This is a genomic window from Synechococcus elongatus PCC 11801 (genome assembly GCF_003846445.2).
GTDB lineage: Bacteria > Cyanobacteriota > Cyanobacteriia > Synechococcales > Synechococcaceae > Synechococcus > Synechococcus elongatus_A.
On the sequence record NZ_CP030139.2, the window covers coordinates 1,501,008 to 1,515,158 of the forward strand.

A 14,151-nucleotide genomic window follows, 5' to 3' on the forward strand; every position below is an offset into this window, starting at 1 on the left:
GAGCCACATCGCGGCTGCCAAAGTATAGCCATGGCTCCTCTCCTATTTCGACAGATTCTGGATTTAGAAGCAGAGGCGATTCGGCGGGCCGCTGAGCGAGCGGATGCTGAAGCCTTCGCGACTGCGACGCAGTTGATTGCTAATTGTTCCGGCAAGGTGGTGCTCAGCGGAGTCGGCAAGTCCGGCATTATCGCCCGCAAGATTACCGCCACGCTGCTCAGTATCGGTACACTCTCAGCTTTTCTCCATCCCTGCGATGCGTTGCATGGCGATCTGGGAATTGTCACCGAGCAGGATGTGATCGTCATGCTTAGTAACAGTGGCGAAACCGACGAGTTGCTGGCGATGCTGCCGCATTTACAACGGCGATCGGTGCCGATTATTGCGATCGTGGGCAACATGCAGTCCACTTTGGCAAGGGCAGCGGCGGCAGTTTTGGATGCTTCGGTCGATCGCGAAGCCTGCCCTTTGAACTTGGCACCAACGGCTAGCACGACGGTGGCGCTGGCGATCGGGGATGCCTTGGCCGCTCAGGTAATGGACTATCGATCGGTGACGTCGGAGCAGTTTGCCTTCAATCATCCGGCAGGGCGACTGGGGAAACGCCTGACCTTAAAAGTGGCGGATGTCATGCACCAAGGCGAAGAATTGCCGCTGCTACCGCCGGAAGCCAGTTTTGTGGAAGTGGTGACGGCGATCAGCCGCGGTGGGCTGGGAGCTGTGCCGATTGTGGAAGCAGATGGTCGGCTTTCCGGATTAGTGACGGATGGCGATCTCCGACGGCTATTGGAGCAGACTAGTCCCGCGAAGCTCGACCAAATTACAGCGGCGGAGTTTATGACACCCCAACCGATCGCGGTTGATGGTGACCTGCTCGCCTACGATGCCCTGCACCTGATGGAAAATCGCCCCTCACAGATTTCGGTGCTTCCCGTCGTGGATGCGGCACACCGCTGTCTCGGACTGGTGCGGATTCATGATTTGATCCGCAGTGGGATCTAGGAGCAGCACAGTCCATGGTTCGAATTTTGGCGGTAATTCCCGCTCGCTACGCCTCGGAGCGGCTACCGGGTAAGGTGCTGTTGCCGATCGCCGGTCGGCCAATGTTGCAGTGGGTCTACGAAGCCACGATCGCCAGCAACGTCTTCGATCAAGTCGCGATCGCCACAGAAGATCAGCGAGTCGTGGATGCAGCGGCGGCTTTTGGCGCGGAAGCGATTCTGACCAGTGCAGATCTGGCTTCAGGCACCGATCGCGTTGCGGAAGCGAGTCTCCAGTTTCCGGACTGTGAGGTGATTGCTAACGTCCAAGGCGATCAACCCTTTGTGACACCGGGATTGCTGCAAGCGCTGGTCTCGCCCTATCGAGCGGGGGAACTGCCGGAGATGACAACGGTGGGCGGCCCCTACGATCCCGATCGCGATGCCGATGATCCCAACACGGTCAAAGTAGTCTGCGATCAGCGGGGTAATGCGCTTTACTTCTCGCGATCGGCGATTCCCTATCCGCGGGCTGTGGTTCATGATCTGCCGGTCTATCATCACTTTGGCCTCTATGCATTCCGGCGCGATTTTCTGGCGCAATATCGCCAACTCCCACCGACCCCACTGGAACGCTGCGAAAGTTTGGAGCAGTTGCGGGTGCTAGAACAGGGCTATCGGATCCGGGTGGTGCCCTGTGCCGATAAGGTCATTGAAGTCAACACAGCAGACGATCTGGAGAGGGCAAACGCATGGGCGAGCCAACGCTAATTCGAGCCAAGGTCGGCGATCGCTTCAGCATTGGGGATGGCTGCCCGCTGACCCTCTTCGGTGGACCTTGTGTCATTGAAGGCGAAGACTTCAGCCTCAAGATGGCGGAGAGCATCGCCAAGATTTGCGATCGCCTTGGTGTGCAGTTCGTCTTCAAGTCGTCTTTTGACAAAGCCAATCGCACCTCGATCGGTTCCTTCCGTGGCTACGGCCTCGAAGAAGGCTTGCGGATTCTGGAGCGGGTCAAGACTGAATTGGGGCTTCCTGTCCTGACCGATATTCACGAAAGCCATCAAGCGGCGACCGTCGCGGAAGTGGTCGATATTCTCCAGATTCCGGCCTTTCTCTGTCGTCAGACTGATCTGTTGCTGGCAGCAGCGGCTACGGGACGCACGGTTAACGTCAAAAAAGCGCAGTTCCTGGCTCCTTGGGACATGAAAAATGTCGTCAATAAAATGCGGCAGGGCGGCGCTGAAAACCTGTTACTGACCGAGCGTGGCAGCTGCTTCGGCTACAACGCCTTAGTGGTGGATTTCCGATCGCTGTCAATCATGCGCGAGCTGGGCTGTCCCGTCGTTTTTGATGCCACCCACAGTGTCCAAATCCCAGGTGGAGCCGGCGATCGCTCTTCCGGTCAACGGGAATTTGTGCCAGTTTTGGCACGAGCTGCAGCCGCTGTCGGGATTGATGCCCTGTTCATGGAAATCCACGAAAACCCCGACCAAGCCCTAAGCGATGGCCCCAACATGATTCGCTTGGCGGATCTGGAAGCCACCCTGCGTCAGATTCTGCGGGTACGGGAAGCCGTGGCAGAACCGGTGGGAGCCTCGGCATGATCTGGTTGCAACGCTGGCGCTGGCGATCGCGGTTTGCGGCGGTGCGTCTGCTGGTCACCGATGTGGATGGCGTATTGACCGATGGTGGTCTCTACTACACCGAGGAAGGCCAAGAGCTGAAGCGCTTCAATGTCCACGACGGTATGGGCTTGCGCCAACTGCTCGACAACGGCATTGAGGTGGCGATTCTTTCGGCCAGTCCCTCGCCAACCGTGCAGCGACGTGCGGAAAAGCTGGGCATTCGCCACGCTTACTTCCATGTCCAAGACAAACTCAGCAAGCTGCAGCAACTCTGCCAAGAACTGGAGATCGATCTGCAGCAGGTCGCCTACGTGGGCGACGACCTCAACGACTGCAAGGTGTTGAGCCAAGTCGGTTTAGGTTGCAGCGTCCGCAATGCCCATCGCAGTGCCCGCCAAGTCGCCCGCTATGTCACATTTCGCTCGGGTGGGCGCGGAGCGGTGCGGGAAATCTGTGACCAAATTCTCCGCAGTCAGGGGCGACTAAGTCTGCGCCATACGCCCGTGGCCTAGCCTCGGCTTCGATTCGCGATCGCGTTCTGAGAGGTTTTTCGCCATGCATCCGTCTCCGATCCGCCTCTTCATCGGCAGCAGTGCCCGCAACCAAGTGGAAGAACGGGTGCTGGTTTACTCGATTCAGCGCTTGACTCAACGGCCGCTGGAAGTCTGGAGTCTGCTGGGCGATCGCGGTACGGTGCGTCGTCCCGATGGCTCAGAGCTACCGCTACCGGAAGCCATTCGCGATCGCATGGGTGGTGCCACCCGCTTCTCCACGGCGCGTTATGCCATTCCCCACTTCTGTGGCTACGAAGGGCGGGCCATTTACTGCGACTCTGACCAAATTCTGTTGACGGATTTGGCGGAATTATTCAATCGCGACTTGGGGGATGCTGCTGTTGCTGCCGTACCCGTCACGGCTGCAGTCAGTCGTCGCCGCTACGATCGCCGCCACTTGGCACCATTGCGGCAACAAGCCCACGCCAGCTACCTGACCAGCGTGATGCTGCTGGATTGCGCTCAACTGCGTCACTGGGATCCACAGGCGATTCTGGCGGGTTTGTCGGTCGGTGACTACTCCTACACCGATTTGATGTTCTTGGGGCCGCAGTTCTGCGATCGCTTTGGCCTCAAAGTTCAGGATTTGGAAGCAGGCTGGAATCATCTGGATGTGGTGCAGCCAGATACGAAGCTGTTGCACTTCACTGATTTGGAAACCCAGCCTTGGCGCTTTGCCCACCATCCAGCGGCGGATCTGTGGGAGAAGGTTTATTTAGAGGCGATCGCCAGTGGTGCTCTCGATCGCGCCACAATTACAGCTGCCCTGCGGGAAGGCGGGGTCTGTCGGCGGATTGCCTTGCTGCCCGACTGGTCGGGACGGCGCGGTCGCTGGCTCAATCGGGCGTGGCGCAGTAGCAGTGCCATTGGTCAGGAATTGCGCGACGAAAGCCGCGATCGCCTGCATCGACTCAAACAGCAGGGCAAGGCGATCGCCCAGGATTTTTTCGGGAAAAAACCGTCGTTCTCTCCATAATTGAGCGGCTACCGCGACGGTTAGTAATTCGTCCTCGTCCGCAAATTGCGGCGCTGATTTACTCGCGGGCTTGTCTGCGAGTCTTGGTGCCCTATCTGCAAGCGCTGCGCCAGATTCAGGCAGGAACCGAAGGCGATCGCCCTTTCGACATCTGGTTATTGCTGCCAACGGAACGGGAAGTGAAAGCTCGTGAATTGCGATCGCTGGTCGGTTCCGGTTGCCGCCTATCGCGATCGCTCTGGCCGCTGCGCTATCTCCACGCCAATCCTCAGCAGAGCGTGGGGCTCTTTTGTCTGGATCATCAACTCTTCCCCGAGGCACATCGTTTGGGGATTCGCGTGGCACGTTGGCTGCGCCAGCAAGGTATCGCTACGATCTGCAGCCAGCACGGCGGCACCGATGCGGAAAGTTTGGCGAGTTTAGCCTCCGCCGCTTCTGAAACGCTGCTGATTTGGGGACGTTATGCCGAGCAGGTTTTGTGCGATCGCTATCACTGGTCGTCCTCTCAACTCAAGGTTGTTGGCAATCCGCTCCACGATCGCCTACTCACGAGTCCACAATCGGCTGAGCTTAATTTTGATCAGCCGTTGATTCTCGTCGCTACGACTTTGCAACGGGAATACGACGATCGCCCTAATCCACAGCAGTGCTACCGCGACTATCTGCGCTGTCTATTCACTGCACTGGAAGGAGTTGCAGGACAGGTGGTGATCAAGCGTCATCCCCGCGATCCGCAGCACCCAGATTTCTACGCAGAGATGCTGGCCGAGTTTCCTGACCTCCAAAAGAGGACAACCCTGCTCTGGCCGCAGGATCAGCCTGATACCTATACGCTTTTGCAGCAAGCCGATTTGGTGATCAGTCGCGCTTCGACGGTGTTGGAGGAAGCAGTCATGCTGAGTAAAGCCGCGATCGCCTTTGACCTCTTTCCAAATGGCCCTGCCAGTCGTTACCGACACCTGCAAGCTTTTCCAAACTTTCAGTGGATCGCTGGGGCTGCAGTCCCTCCTCTAACGGAAGCGATTCGAACTGCTTTGATAACGCCTAAACGACTGACGGATGAAGATCGCGATCGCTGCATTGCTGCTTTTAGCAATCGTCTCGACGGGCGATCAGTAGAGCGCGGTGTGGCAGTCATTGTGAACCAGCTACAGACCCAGCCCAAGATTTGAGAGCTTCTGGAGCCTAAGCCAGATCACTAACTTTCCTCGCTAGGATCAGAACTTAGGTCTACCGCGAGACTCCTGCCTTGTCTGCCACTGCTCAGCGATCGCCGATTTTGCTTGCCCCTGCTCAAGTTCTGCGGGGCTGGGGCGCACTCCGAGAGGCAGGAACCGCGATCGCCCGAATTGGTCAGCGCCCTTTAGTAGTGGGCGGCGATCGCGCTAGAGAACTGGTGAAAGACAGTCTGACAGCGATCGCTACCGAACAATCGCTGACGCTGGCGTGGGGTAGTAGCCTGCCAGATTGCAGTGAAGCAGTGTTGGAACGCCTGCGGTCTGCGGCCAGCGAACATCAAGCGGATTGTATTCTGGGTGTGGGCGGGGGCAAAGCCCTCGACACGGCAAAACTACTCGGGCATCAACTGGCGCTGCCGGTGATCACGGTGCCAACCAGTGCCGCCACCTGCGCGGCTTGGACTGCGTTGGCGAATGTCTACACCGATGCCGGCGCTTGGCTCTACGATGTCGGCCTCGATCGCTGCCCCGAACTGCTAATCCTTGACTTTGAATTGATTGTCCAAGCGCCCCAACGGACTTTGGCGGCAGGAATTGGTGATGCGATCGCCAAGTGGTACGAAGCATCGGTGAGTAGCAGTCATCGCCAAGAAACTTTAGTGGTGGCAGCGGTTCAGCAAGCCCGCGTATTACGCGACCTGCTCTTCCAGAAATCGGCTGCCGCGATCGCCGAACCCGGTGGTGAGCAATGGTGCGAAGTGGTAGAAGCCACTGTTTTACTCGCTGGCGTCATCGGTGGTTTGGGTGGGGCGCAGTGCCGCACGGTTGCTGCTCATGCAGTGCATAATGGCTTGACTCACCTGCCCGCTTGTCATGATTGGCTGCATGGCGAAAAGGTTGCCTTCGGCATCTTGGTGCAGCTCCGGCTTGAGGAATTGCAAGGAACCAATCCGCTGGCTGCAACTGCTCGGCAACAACTCCTGAGCTTTTATGCGGATCTTGGACTGCCACGCCAATGGTCAGACATGGGCTTAGCAACCGTCAGCTTGGCGGACTTACAGCAAGCGGCCATTCTGGCCTGTGCGCCCGAGTCCGATATTCACCATTTGCCCTTCGCAGTTGACCCCGATCAGCTCTTAGCAGCCATAGTTTCGACGACGGCTCCGATCGCTCGTAGCAGCAGTGTGGTGGCTGAATGACCGCGATCGCACCTGCAACGCGCCTCGGTGCAGCGGTTGCTGACCTCACGGAAGAGACTTCGAAAAATTTGGCCGCTGCGATTCAGTGGCAAGCAATCTCGACCGATTTGCGGGAAGCACCGATCGAAACCAGCTTTGTGCAGTGGAGGCAAGGCGATCGCCCGCTGCTGTGCCTCCATGGCTTTGATAGCTCGGTGTTTGAGTTCCGCCGCCTTTTGCCGCAACTTGCCAATCAGCATTCCGTGCGGGCTGTGGACTGTCTCGGCTTTGGCTTCACGGAGCGGCCTGAAGGACTAGAGATCAGTCCAGCCACAATCCGGCAGCATCTCTGGGGTTGCTGGCAGGCTTGGTATCAAAAACCGATCGTGCTGGTCGGGGCTTCGATGGGCGGCGCGATCGCGATCGATTTTGCCTTGCACCATCCCGAAGCAGTAGCGGCGCTGGTGCTGATCGACAGTGCTGGCATTGCACCAGGGCCGTGGATTGGTCGCTTCTTGCCCTCACCTTTGGATGGTTGGGCGGTGGACTTCTTGGGACGACCTGATGTGCGCCGTCGCATTAGTGAACGGGCCTACCACGATCCAAAGCGCTGGGTCACACCCGATGCCGAAACTTGTGCGGCGCTCCATCTCCAGCAACCGGGCTGGCGTGAGGGGCTACGGCGCTTTACCCGTAGTGGTGGCTACGGTTCCATGCGATCGCGCCTCTCACAACTCCAGCAACCGACCCAACTAATCTGGGGTCGCCAAGATCAGATTCTGGGCACCAAAGATGCTGCCGTTTTTCAGCAGTTACTGCCCCAAAACGAACTGGTTTGGATAGAAGACTGTGGCCATGTGCCCCACCTTGAACAACCCCTAGCAACCGCAGAGGCGATCGCAAATTTCGTGGCAAGCTTGCCGATGTGAAGCACTTCAAGCCAGCAGACTGACCAACCAGCGAGCCACCCAATCGATTGCAGGTGCCAGGATTAGTGCTGGCAAAAAGGTGATCGTGGGTAGTCGAGCAATGCCGAGTAAGTTGGCCGCGATCGCCAGAATCAACAGTCCCCCCGTGCCGGTGAACAGCAACAAGGCCGGCGACTGACTGGGGTCGGGAATGCCCTGGCTCAACAAGGCCGCTGTCAGAGAAACCCCACCCTGACTGACCGCGATCGTGCCGATCGACAGCAACACACTGCGACCGTAGCTACCCGCTAAGGCGATCGCACTGAGGCCATCCATCGTGCCCTTGATCAGCAGTAAGCGGGGGTCGCCGTTTAGGCCATTCTCCAGACTGCCAATCAGCGTCATCGGACCCACACAAAACAGGAGGCTGGCCGCCACAAAGCCCTCAGCACCACCCTGCCCTTGTCGAAGCAGGCGATCGCTCCAGCGTTGAATACGGTTTTCCAGCTGAGTGACTTCGCCCACGAGGCCGCCCAACGTCAGGGCCAGCAGCGCGACAACAATGCTGTCGAGGGGACCGCGTGCGTTTTGGAGTTGCTGAGTCATCTGCAAGCCCACCACCACCGTGATCAGCCCCACTGCTTGGGTGAGGCGCTGTCGGTAGCGATCAGCCAGGCGATCGCGTAGCCAAACGCCCAAACAGCCCCCGATCGCCACAGCCATGCCGTTGTAGACCGTTCCGTTTAGACGCGACCAAATTTCCCAACTCATGAAAAATTGCCAAGGAACCGCAGGCAGCCTAACGCGGATGCAATCGTAGACTGAGGGAACCACGCGGCCAAAGGCAACAGATTTCTATCCCTGCGATGGCTGATTCCACTCTTGCTCAGTTGCTCGAAATTTTGCGGCAGCAATCTTTTGTGGATTTGCCGCGTCCGCAGATCTACTTCAAGGCCTCGCTGACGGCGCTGTCCCATGCCTTGGAAGATCTCGTTTTTGCCACGGATGAGAAGCCGTTACTGATCGCCAGTTTCCAGCGCGAGCGCTTCTATCGCCAAGAAGCCCATCGCTACGAACGACTCGCCCATGTGACGAGCGCTCAGTTTGTGCTGGCTGCCGCAGAATCGCGCTTTGCTGACGCGGATACCTACCCTGCAGTTGCCTTTCCGCCCTCAGATCCGCTGGCTCTGGAATGGAACTTGGTGGTGATTGGCCCGCGCACCACAGGTTGCTTGATTTGTCTGGAGAAGCTCGATCGCCAAGGCCCCTTGGAACCGGCGATGGATACAGCGCGCCGCTTCGAGGGCATTTGGACCACCGATCGCCGGGTGGTGACGGTAGCTGCGCAACTCTTGCTGGAACGGATCGCTGAATTGCGGCCCGATTTGCAAGCGCAAACGGAAACGGCGATCGCAGCGCTACCTCCTGCCGAAGCGAGTGCTCCTAGCGTCGAAACGCCTTTTGCCGAGCGTCTGCTCAACTACTTGCAAGCCGGACAATACAAGCTACTCAAGGCCTATCGCGCCCAGGCCCGACAAACCCGTAAGGAACAACTGATTAACACGATCAGTAGTGCGGTACGACAGTCACTCAACCCTGAAGCGGTCCTCGAAATCGCCGCGCGGGAACTCGGGCTGTCGCTAGCGGCCAACCGCTGTTTGATCTATGCCTGCACGCCCGAGACAGAACAAATCTTGGTCGAGCATGAATATCGCCAAGCAGAGACAGCTTCTTTAGGCGATCGCCTCTGGCCCCTTCAAGAGAATCCACTGTTCCAGCAAGTCGCCACCGATCGCAAAGCGATTCGTCTGACCGTCGATGATCCTGAGGCGACCCTGCCTTACATCAAAGCGATGCGACAGCAATGGGACATTGCCCATTGGCTCCTGATTCCCGTGCAATATCGCCAAGAGCTGATCGGGATGATTGAACTCCATCGCGAAGCGACTGCCGAGCCTTGGGAACTAGCCGATCAAGAACTAGCGGAAGCGATCGCGACTCAAATTGGCGTAGCGCTGATTCAAGCCCAGACTTTCCGGCAGTTAGAAAACCTGGAACGCACCCGCAGCAATCTCACAGCGATTATTGGCCACGAGCTACGCACGCCTCTGTCGACTGTGCAGGTCTGTCTCGAAAGTTTGGCCAGTGAACCGGATATGAGTGCAGACCTGCGGCAGGTGATGTTGCAGACGGCTTTGGATGATGCGGAGCGGTTGCGCCTGTTGGTTCAGGACTTCCTGACACTCTCGCGCTTGGAAAGTGGCCGGATTGACTGGCATCCAGAGTCGCTGGCGCTGGATGAATGCGTTGCCATGGCCATGAGTGGCTTGCGATCGCGGCATCAGCGCGACTCCCTGCCCAGCATTGAGCAAAAGCTGCCCGCTAGCTTGCCCCTAGTGCGGGTCGATGGCGACTGGCTGGTGGAAGTGCTGATCAAGTTGCTGGACAACGCCTGCAAGTTCACCAGCGCCCAAGGTCACGTTTCGATTACGGCGGTCGTCGAAGGCGATCGCGCCTTGCGAGTCGCCATTACCGACGATGGCCGAGGAATCGAACCGGATCGCCTCGAAGCGGTGTTCGATCGCTTCTACCAAGAAGACGGCGCTCTACGGCGCAGTCAGGGCGGCAGTGGCCTCGGGCTAGCGATTTGCCGCCAGATTGTCGAGCGACTGGGCGGGCATATCTGGGCAGAATCAGAAGGCCGCGATCGTGGCACCCGCTTTCAGTTCACTCTTCCTCTGGCGACCCGGCATCCGCAGACGGCAAACGCACTGACTTGATTGGCCGAGGCGCTTTCTGACCCGAAGCTTGCGGGCGGGGACGATCGCTGGGGTCGTGACGACGAGGGAGCGTACTGCGCTGCGGACGAGCCTCACCCGTCTGACCAGCATGGCTAACAGATCGCCGATCTGGTTGCCCTTGACCCCGAGGTTGGGGTTTGGGTTTTGGCCGACGCCCCGGTAAAGCAGCCACTGCTTCTGCTTGGCGGACGACTAAAGCTTCGCCTTGCCGTTCGACTTGGAAATCCCAGAAGTGATGGAGTGCCCGGAGATCAAGGGTGCCTTGGAGCACGAGCTTAAAGCCTGCCGGTCGTTCACCCGGTTCTGTTTTGGTCTGTTGGCTAATGCGGACGACGACTCGCTGCAAATCAGGTCGGGTAAACACCACTTCGCCGCGAATCGAGAAAAAGTTTTCCGAGACTTGGAGCTTGGGCGGGCTGGGAGGCCGGATGCCAGGCGTCAGTTGCGATCGCTTGGTCAGCATCTCCGGTTCCCAGAGGCCGACAATTTGCACATGCAGTCCGCCTTCGCGATCGCGGGTGCGTGGATAGACCACCCAGAGATGCTCTTGGCTGAGATCAATGTGCTTTTTGACCAGACTGAGCACCCGGCCCAACAGCACCGCATCCAGACAGGCACCGTCACTGGCAATCAGACTACCTTTGGTGAACACCTCGGGATCGGGCTGATATCGTCCGCGCACCAAGCCAATAGCTCGGTATTGCAGCGGTTCACTAGCCGGAGGGATCGGAGCGGGGCGCATGGGTGACGGAGGAGGAGGAGCAATGGCCAAGATTGGCACTGGCACTAAGGATAGCGCTTGGGGCTGGCATTCCCTGCCGCCGGCTAGGAAAGAGTCTCAGGTGAGCTCCCAAAGCAAGGTGGTGACGGATTTAGATGCCCATGCGATCGGGCGAGGAGGATGTCAAAATAGCTTCTCAAGTCTCAGCTAAGAGGCTCGGGCCCAACTAGCCCCTGACTGTGTATTTACGATCGCCGTCTGCTGGGAGACAGCCTGTGGTGTCAAATGTGAATCTGCCGCGTCAGTCTCGACGCCAGCGCTGGGTGGATAGCCTGCTGGGAGCATCTCTTATTGCTTTGATGATTGCAGCAGCATTGCCTTTATTACTATCGCTACTGCGACCTACAGGCGCCAATTCCCCGCGCGATCGCGAGTTGGCAGCCGCTCAAGCCAATGCCTACCAAACGGTGTTGCAACGCGATCCGGATAATCTCTCTGCCCTGCGATCGCTGATTGGGGTCTATCTGCAACAGCAACAGCTATCGGAAGCGATCGCACCCTTACAGCGTTTGGCTAAACTCCAACCGCAGCAGCCCGCCTATCGAGTCTTGCTGGCACAAACGCAAGCGCAATTAGGCGATCGCGAAGCAGCTGCCCAAACCTACCGCCAGATCTTGGAGAAAGCGCCCACGCATCTAGAGGCGTTGCGCGGTTTTACCCGTCTGTTGCTCGATCAGAAACAACCCACTGCAGCAGTCGATCTCCTGCAAAAAGCGCGCCAGACCAGCAAGATTTCACCAGCAGATCAGGTGAGTATCGATCTAATGTTGGCGCAGGTCTACGCCAATCAAGGTCAAATCACTGATGCGATCGCTCTGTATGACCGCAGTATTCAGAGCAATTCCCGCGACTTTCGTCCACTGCTCGCTAAAGCCTTGCTCTTGCAGCAACAGGGTGACAGCCAAAAAGCAGCGCCAATTTTTCGAGAAGCGATCGCGATCGCCCCAGCTCAGTATCGCGATCAGATCCAACAGCTCGCTCCTAAAGCAGCACCTACAACAGCCGCGCCTCCAGCTCTTGCCACACCGCCTGAATCAACGCCACCCACAGTACCTCCGCCACCACCCAACTAAGCACTCACGAAAACTTCTCACGCGGGTTGACTCAAGTACTGCAGTGAAATAATTCCCAGTCAAAACCCAAACAACTGAGGTAAAAATTCTTGAAAAGCTCGGAGTTGGTTGTCATCACAATGCTTTGATAGCCTGACCTCGATAGGTCACGGCAGTCCTTATCTTGGGGCAGAAGTGTAATTTTGACCGAAGCATAGACCAGAGCTGTAGCGGCAAAAAAGGCGATCAAGATCGAGCTTCTAAGGTATTAGAAGTTTTGCAAGAACCTGTTTACAAGGCAGCGAGTCTGCAATGAGTTCAGATGTCGAGAAGCAACTGAAGAATATTATTGAAACCGTTAAGTTTGTGCTCCGCGATACAGCTGAAAGTCTCATGTCCGGTTCTGAAAGAGAGGTGGGAATAGTAGCATTCCTATCGACGCCTAACCCTGCTATGTCAACGGTCAATTCTGCCGACGCCACACCACGTTGCCCTGTCTGCGGTATGCCCATTGCGATCGAGCAGCCATGTTCAGTTCATCTACAGCTTTGACCAAGCCCGATTTTTGTTCCTTGCGACGAGTCTGGCGCAAGAAATTGTCCAGGCCAACCAACAGCAAGCTGGCTGCGCTCACGAACACTGGCAATCCTTACCGGAACTCGCCCATCACCGCCTCTTAGCCCGACCACAAGCTGCAGTACTCGACTGGCAAAATCGTCCGCAAAGCTGGGGGGGCTGGTTATTGGGCGTCGATTGGCAGGAGCACCAGCCCTCACGCAATGCTGCGGAGTGGGTGTCTTAGACTCAGTGACTCAGTACTGATCGGATGGGCGATCGCTTGGAGCTGCTGCACTCCTGACTGGGCGATCGCGCCTAACGCCCCAGGTTGGGATCGAACCAACGACCGACCGCTTAGAAGGCGGGTGCTCTATCCACTGAGCTACTGAGGCAGCTTGTCCATTCTCGCCCGTTGTTGACTTTGATTCAAGAGCACTAATCATAAGAAGTGCCATAGGTGCAATACCTTTTAGCAGATTTTGAATCCTTCTCTTGTATCATTCCTGTTGTCTTTCCTTATATTTTCAGCTCTTTTCTGAGCAAACAATGTTTATATCTAAAATTCAAATGGTACTTTATAGCACAAATGCATTTGCAAAAAAATGAAGAGAAAACGCAGATCAATCAATCAAATAAAAGAGGATATTTCCTGCCAAATTTTTAGGGAAAAAATCCCTGAGGCATGGGTTGTGCATGAGTACAAGCCAGACTACGGAATTGATTATGTAGTCGAATTGTTTGACTATATCGACAACAAAAAAACAGTAGCTGAAACCCTAGGTGAAAGCTTTTTTGTGTAGCTTAAGGCATCTAGTTCAATTGAGTATAAAACTCAACGGGTTTATCCTAGGAGCAATATCAAGCTAGGAAAATTGATAGAGGATAAATCTGAGTATCTTGACATTGAAATTATTAAGTTTAAGATTGAGACTTCTGAAATCCTTACTGTACAGTCTATGGGGTCAGCAGTTCCAGTTCTATTGATCGTTGTAGATTTAATAACAAAACGAACATTTTTTATCTGTTTGAATGACTATATTGACAAGATTCTAGTGCCAGAAGACATCAATTTTTTCAGAAAAAAATATAAGACTTTGCGTATTCCTGTAAAAAATGAAATCCTGAATCAAAAAAATAATCTTGTGGCTCTGAGAGCATATGGTAAACGTGCAAAAATGTACGGTGCCTTTAATAAGTTTTATTTTCAGAAAAAAGAAATTGATTATCTACTGGACTCAGCTCAGTATGGTGGAGCTAAAGAGGCTGACATCGAAACAATACACAAATTTACTGAAACATTATTACGTCAAGACATATGGCGCAATCATGAGTTTTGGGGGGTAATTAAGTATAGTTTTGACGAACTTAATAATTTAAAGTATCGCTTAGATAAAGGTGTTCAGATTGAAGAGTATCAAGATATTTTAGATCAATGTGGCAATGGTAGTGGCATTTGGCATCGCCTTGTTACTCTGGGTAATATCTATGAAGAGATAGTACGTGAAAGATTTATGCCAACCTACTTAGCTCAACACACTTCTTATCCCTAGGCTTTGC

At 55.8% G+C, this 14,151-nt stretch carries 15 protein-coding genes and 1 tRNA gene; 13 read left to right on the forward strand and 3 right to left on the reverse strand.

Features of this window, described 5'->3' with window-relative positions:
• Window positions 1-30: 30 nt before the first annotated feature.
• The 8 genes from DOP62_RS07210 to DOP62_RS07245 all read left to right on the forward strand — a co-directional run bounded on the left by DOP62_RS07210 (window position 31) and on the right by DOP62_RS07245 (window position 7,423).
• On the forward strand, window positions 31-1,002 hold the full coding sequence (locus tag DOP62_RS07210) for a KpsF/GutQ family sugar-phosphate isomerase (RefSeq protein WP_338429317.1): 972 nt from the start codon (window positions 31-33) through the stop codon (window positions 1,000-1,002).
• Between the two features lie 14 nt (window positions 1,003-1,016).
• Window positions 1,017-1,751, forward strand: a complete 735-nt coding sequence (gene kdsB, locus DOP62_RS07215) for a 3-deoxy-manno-octulosonate cytidylyltransferase (RefSeq protein ID WP_208676035.1) — start codon at window positions 1,017-1,019, stop codon at window positions 1,749-1,751.
• Entirely contained in the window at window positions 1,733-2,587 is an 855-nt protein-coding gene (gene kdsA / locus DOP62_RS07220; protein ID WP_208676033.1) for a 3-deoxy-8-phosphooctulonate synthase, read from the forward strand. The genes kdsB and kdsA overlap by 19 nt, the downstream gene beginning before the upstream one ends.
• Window positions 2,584-3,120, forward strand: coding sequence for a KdsC family phosphatase (locus DOP62_RS07225; protein ID WP_208676031.1), 537 nt, complete (start codon window positions 2,584-2,586; stop codon window positions 3,118-3,120). The genes kdsA and DOP62_RS07225 overlap by 4 nt, the downstream gene beginning before the upstream one ends.
• A 43-nt stretch (window positions 3,121-3,163) precedes the next feature.
• On the forward strand, window positions 3,164-4,138 hold the full coding sequence (locus DOP62_RS07230; RefSeq protein ID WP_370538760.1) for a hypothetical protein: 975 nt from the start codon (window positions 3,164-3,166) through the stop codon (window positions 4,136-4,138).
• Between the two features lie 86 nt (window positions 4,139-4,224).
• The gene (locus DOP62_RS07235; protein WP_208676029.1) at window positions 4,225-5,310 is read left to right on the forward strand and encodes a hypothetical protein; all 1,086 of its coding nucleotides are present in this window, start codon (window positions 4,225-4,227) and stop codon (window positions 5,308-5,310) included.
• A 77-nt stretch (window positions 5,311-5,387) separates the two neighbouring features.
• Window positions 5,388-6,515, forward strand: a complete 1,128-nt coding sequence (locus DOP62_RS07240) for an iron-containing alcohol dehydrogenase family protein (protein ID WP_208676027.1) — start codon at window positions 5,388-5,390, stop codon at window positions 6,513-6,515.
• On the forward strand, window positions 6,512-7,423 hold the full coding sequence (locus tag DOP62_RS07245) for an alpha/beta fold hydrolase (RefSeq protein WP_208676025.1): 912 nt from the start codon (window positions 6,512-6,514) through the stop codon (window positions 7,421-7,423). Before DOP62_RS07240 ends, DOP62_RS07245 begins: the two co-directional genes overlap by 4 nt.
• 6 nt (window positions 7,424-7,429) lie before the next feature.
• On the opposite strand, the gene DOP62_RS07250 is transcribed toward DOP62_RS07245, so the two are convergent.
• Window positions 7,430-8,173 (reverse strand): DUF554 domain-containing protein, encoded by a 744-nt coding sequence (locus DOP62_RS07250; protein WP_208676023.1) that lies wholly within the window; start codon window positions 8,171-8,173, stop codon window positions 7,430-7,432.
• Between the two features lie 95 nt (window positions 8,174-8,268).
• Between DOP62_RS07250 and DOP62_RS07255 the strand changes: the two genes are divergently transcribed.
• The gene (locus tag DOP62_RS07255; RefSeq protein WP_208676021.1) at window positions 8,269-10,182 is read left to right on the forward strand and encodes a DICT sensory domain-containing protein; all 1,914 of its coding nucleotides are present in this window, start codon (window positions 8,269-8,271) and stop codon (window positions 10,180-10,182) included.
• Here DOP62_RS07255 and DOP62_RS07260 read toward each other — a convergent pair.
• Window positions 10,130-10,945: a hypothetical protein gene (locus tag DOP62_RS07260; protein WP_261790011.1), complete on the reverse strand. Its 816-nt coding sequence runs from the start codon at window positions 10,943-10,945 to the stop codon at window positions 10,130-10,132. The genes DOP62_RS07255 and DOP62_RS07260 overlap by 53 nt on opposite strands.
• A gap of 254 nt (window positions 10,946-11,199) precedes the next feature.
• On the opposite strand from DOP62_RS07260, the gene DOP62_RS07265 reads away from it, so the two are divergent.
• Both DOP62_RS07265 and DOP62_RS07270 read left to right on the forward strand, forming a co-directional pair.
• Entirely contained in the window at window positions 11,200-12,057 is an 858-nt protein-coding gene (locus DOP62_RS07265; protein ID WP_261790010.1) for a tetratricopeptide repeat protein, read from the forward strand.
• 490 nt (window positions 12,058-12,547) lie between these two features.
• Window positions 12,548-12,838, forward strand: a complete 291-nt coding sequence (locus DOP62_RS07270) for a hypothetical protein (RefSeq protein ID WP_208676019.1) — start codon at window positions 12,548-12,550, stop codon at window positions 12,836-12,838.
• Window positions 12,839-12,913: 75 nt separating this feature from the next.
• On the opposite strand, the gene DOP62_RS07275 is transcribed toward DOP62_RS07270, so the two are convergent.
• Window positions 12,914-12,986: transfer RNA gene (locus DOP62_RS07275), tRNA-Arg, on the reverse strand.
• Between the two features lie 210 nt (window positions 12,987-13,196).
• Here DOP62_RS07275 and DOP62_RS07280 point away from each other — a divergent pair.
• Window positions 13,197-13,394, forward strand: coding sequence for a DUF4365 domain-containing protein (locus DOP62_RS07280; protein ID WP_222610269.1), 198 nt, complete (start codon window positions 13,197-13,199; stop codon window positions 13,392-13,394).
• Window positions 13,395-13,466: 72 nt separating this feature from the next.
• A complete protein-coding gene (locus tag DOP62_RS07285; RefSeq protein ID WP_370538761.1) occupies window positions 13,467-14,144 on the forward strand; it encodes a hypothetical protein in 678 nt (225 codons plus the stop codon).
• Window positions 14,145-14,151 lie beyond the last annotated feature (7 nt).

Coding starts and splice junctions, on each gene's coding strand:
- DOP62_RS07210 (WP_338429317.1), top strand. CDS start 31: ATGGCTCCTCTCCTATTTCGACAGATTCTGGATTTAGAAGCAGAGGCG.
- kdsB (WP_208676035.1), top strand. CDS start 1,017: ATGGTTCGAATTTTGGCGGTAATTCCCGCTCGCTACGCCTCGGAGCGG.
- kdsA (WP_208676033.1), top strand. CDS start 1,733: ATGGGCGAGCCAACGCTAATTCGAGCCAAGGTCGGCGATCGCTTCAGC.
- DOP62_RS07225 (WP_208676031.1), top strand. CDS start 2,584: ATGATCTGGTTGCAACGCTGGCGCTGGCGATCGCGGTTTGCGGCGGTG.
- DOP62_RS07230 (WP_370538760.1), top strand. CDS start 3,164: ATGCATCCGTCTCCGATCCGCCTCTTCATCGGCAGCAGTGCCCGCAAC.
- DOP62_RS07245 (WP_208676025.1), top strand. CDS start 6,512: ATGACCGCGATCGCACCTGCAACGCGCCTCGGTGCAGCGGTTGCTGAC.
- DOP62_RS07250 (WP_208676023.1), bottom strand. CDS start 8,173: ATGAGTTGGGAAATTTGGTCGCGTCTAAACGGAACGGTCTACAACGGC.
- DOP62_RS07255 (WP_208676021.1), top strand. CDS start 8,269: ATGGCTGATTCCACTCTTGCTCAGTTGCTCGAAATTTTGCGGCAGCAA.
- DOP62_RS07260 (WP_261790011.1), bottom strand. CDS start 10,945: ATGCGCCCCGCTCCGATCCCTCCGGCTAGTGAACCGCTGCAATACCGA.
- DOP62_RS07280 (WP_222610269.1), top strand. CDS start 13,197: ATGAAGAGAAAACGCAGATCAATCAATCAAATAAAAGAGGATATTTCC.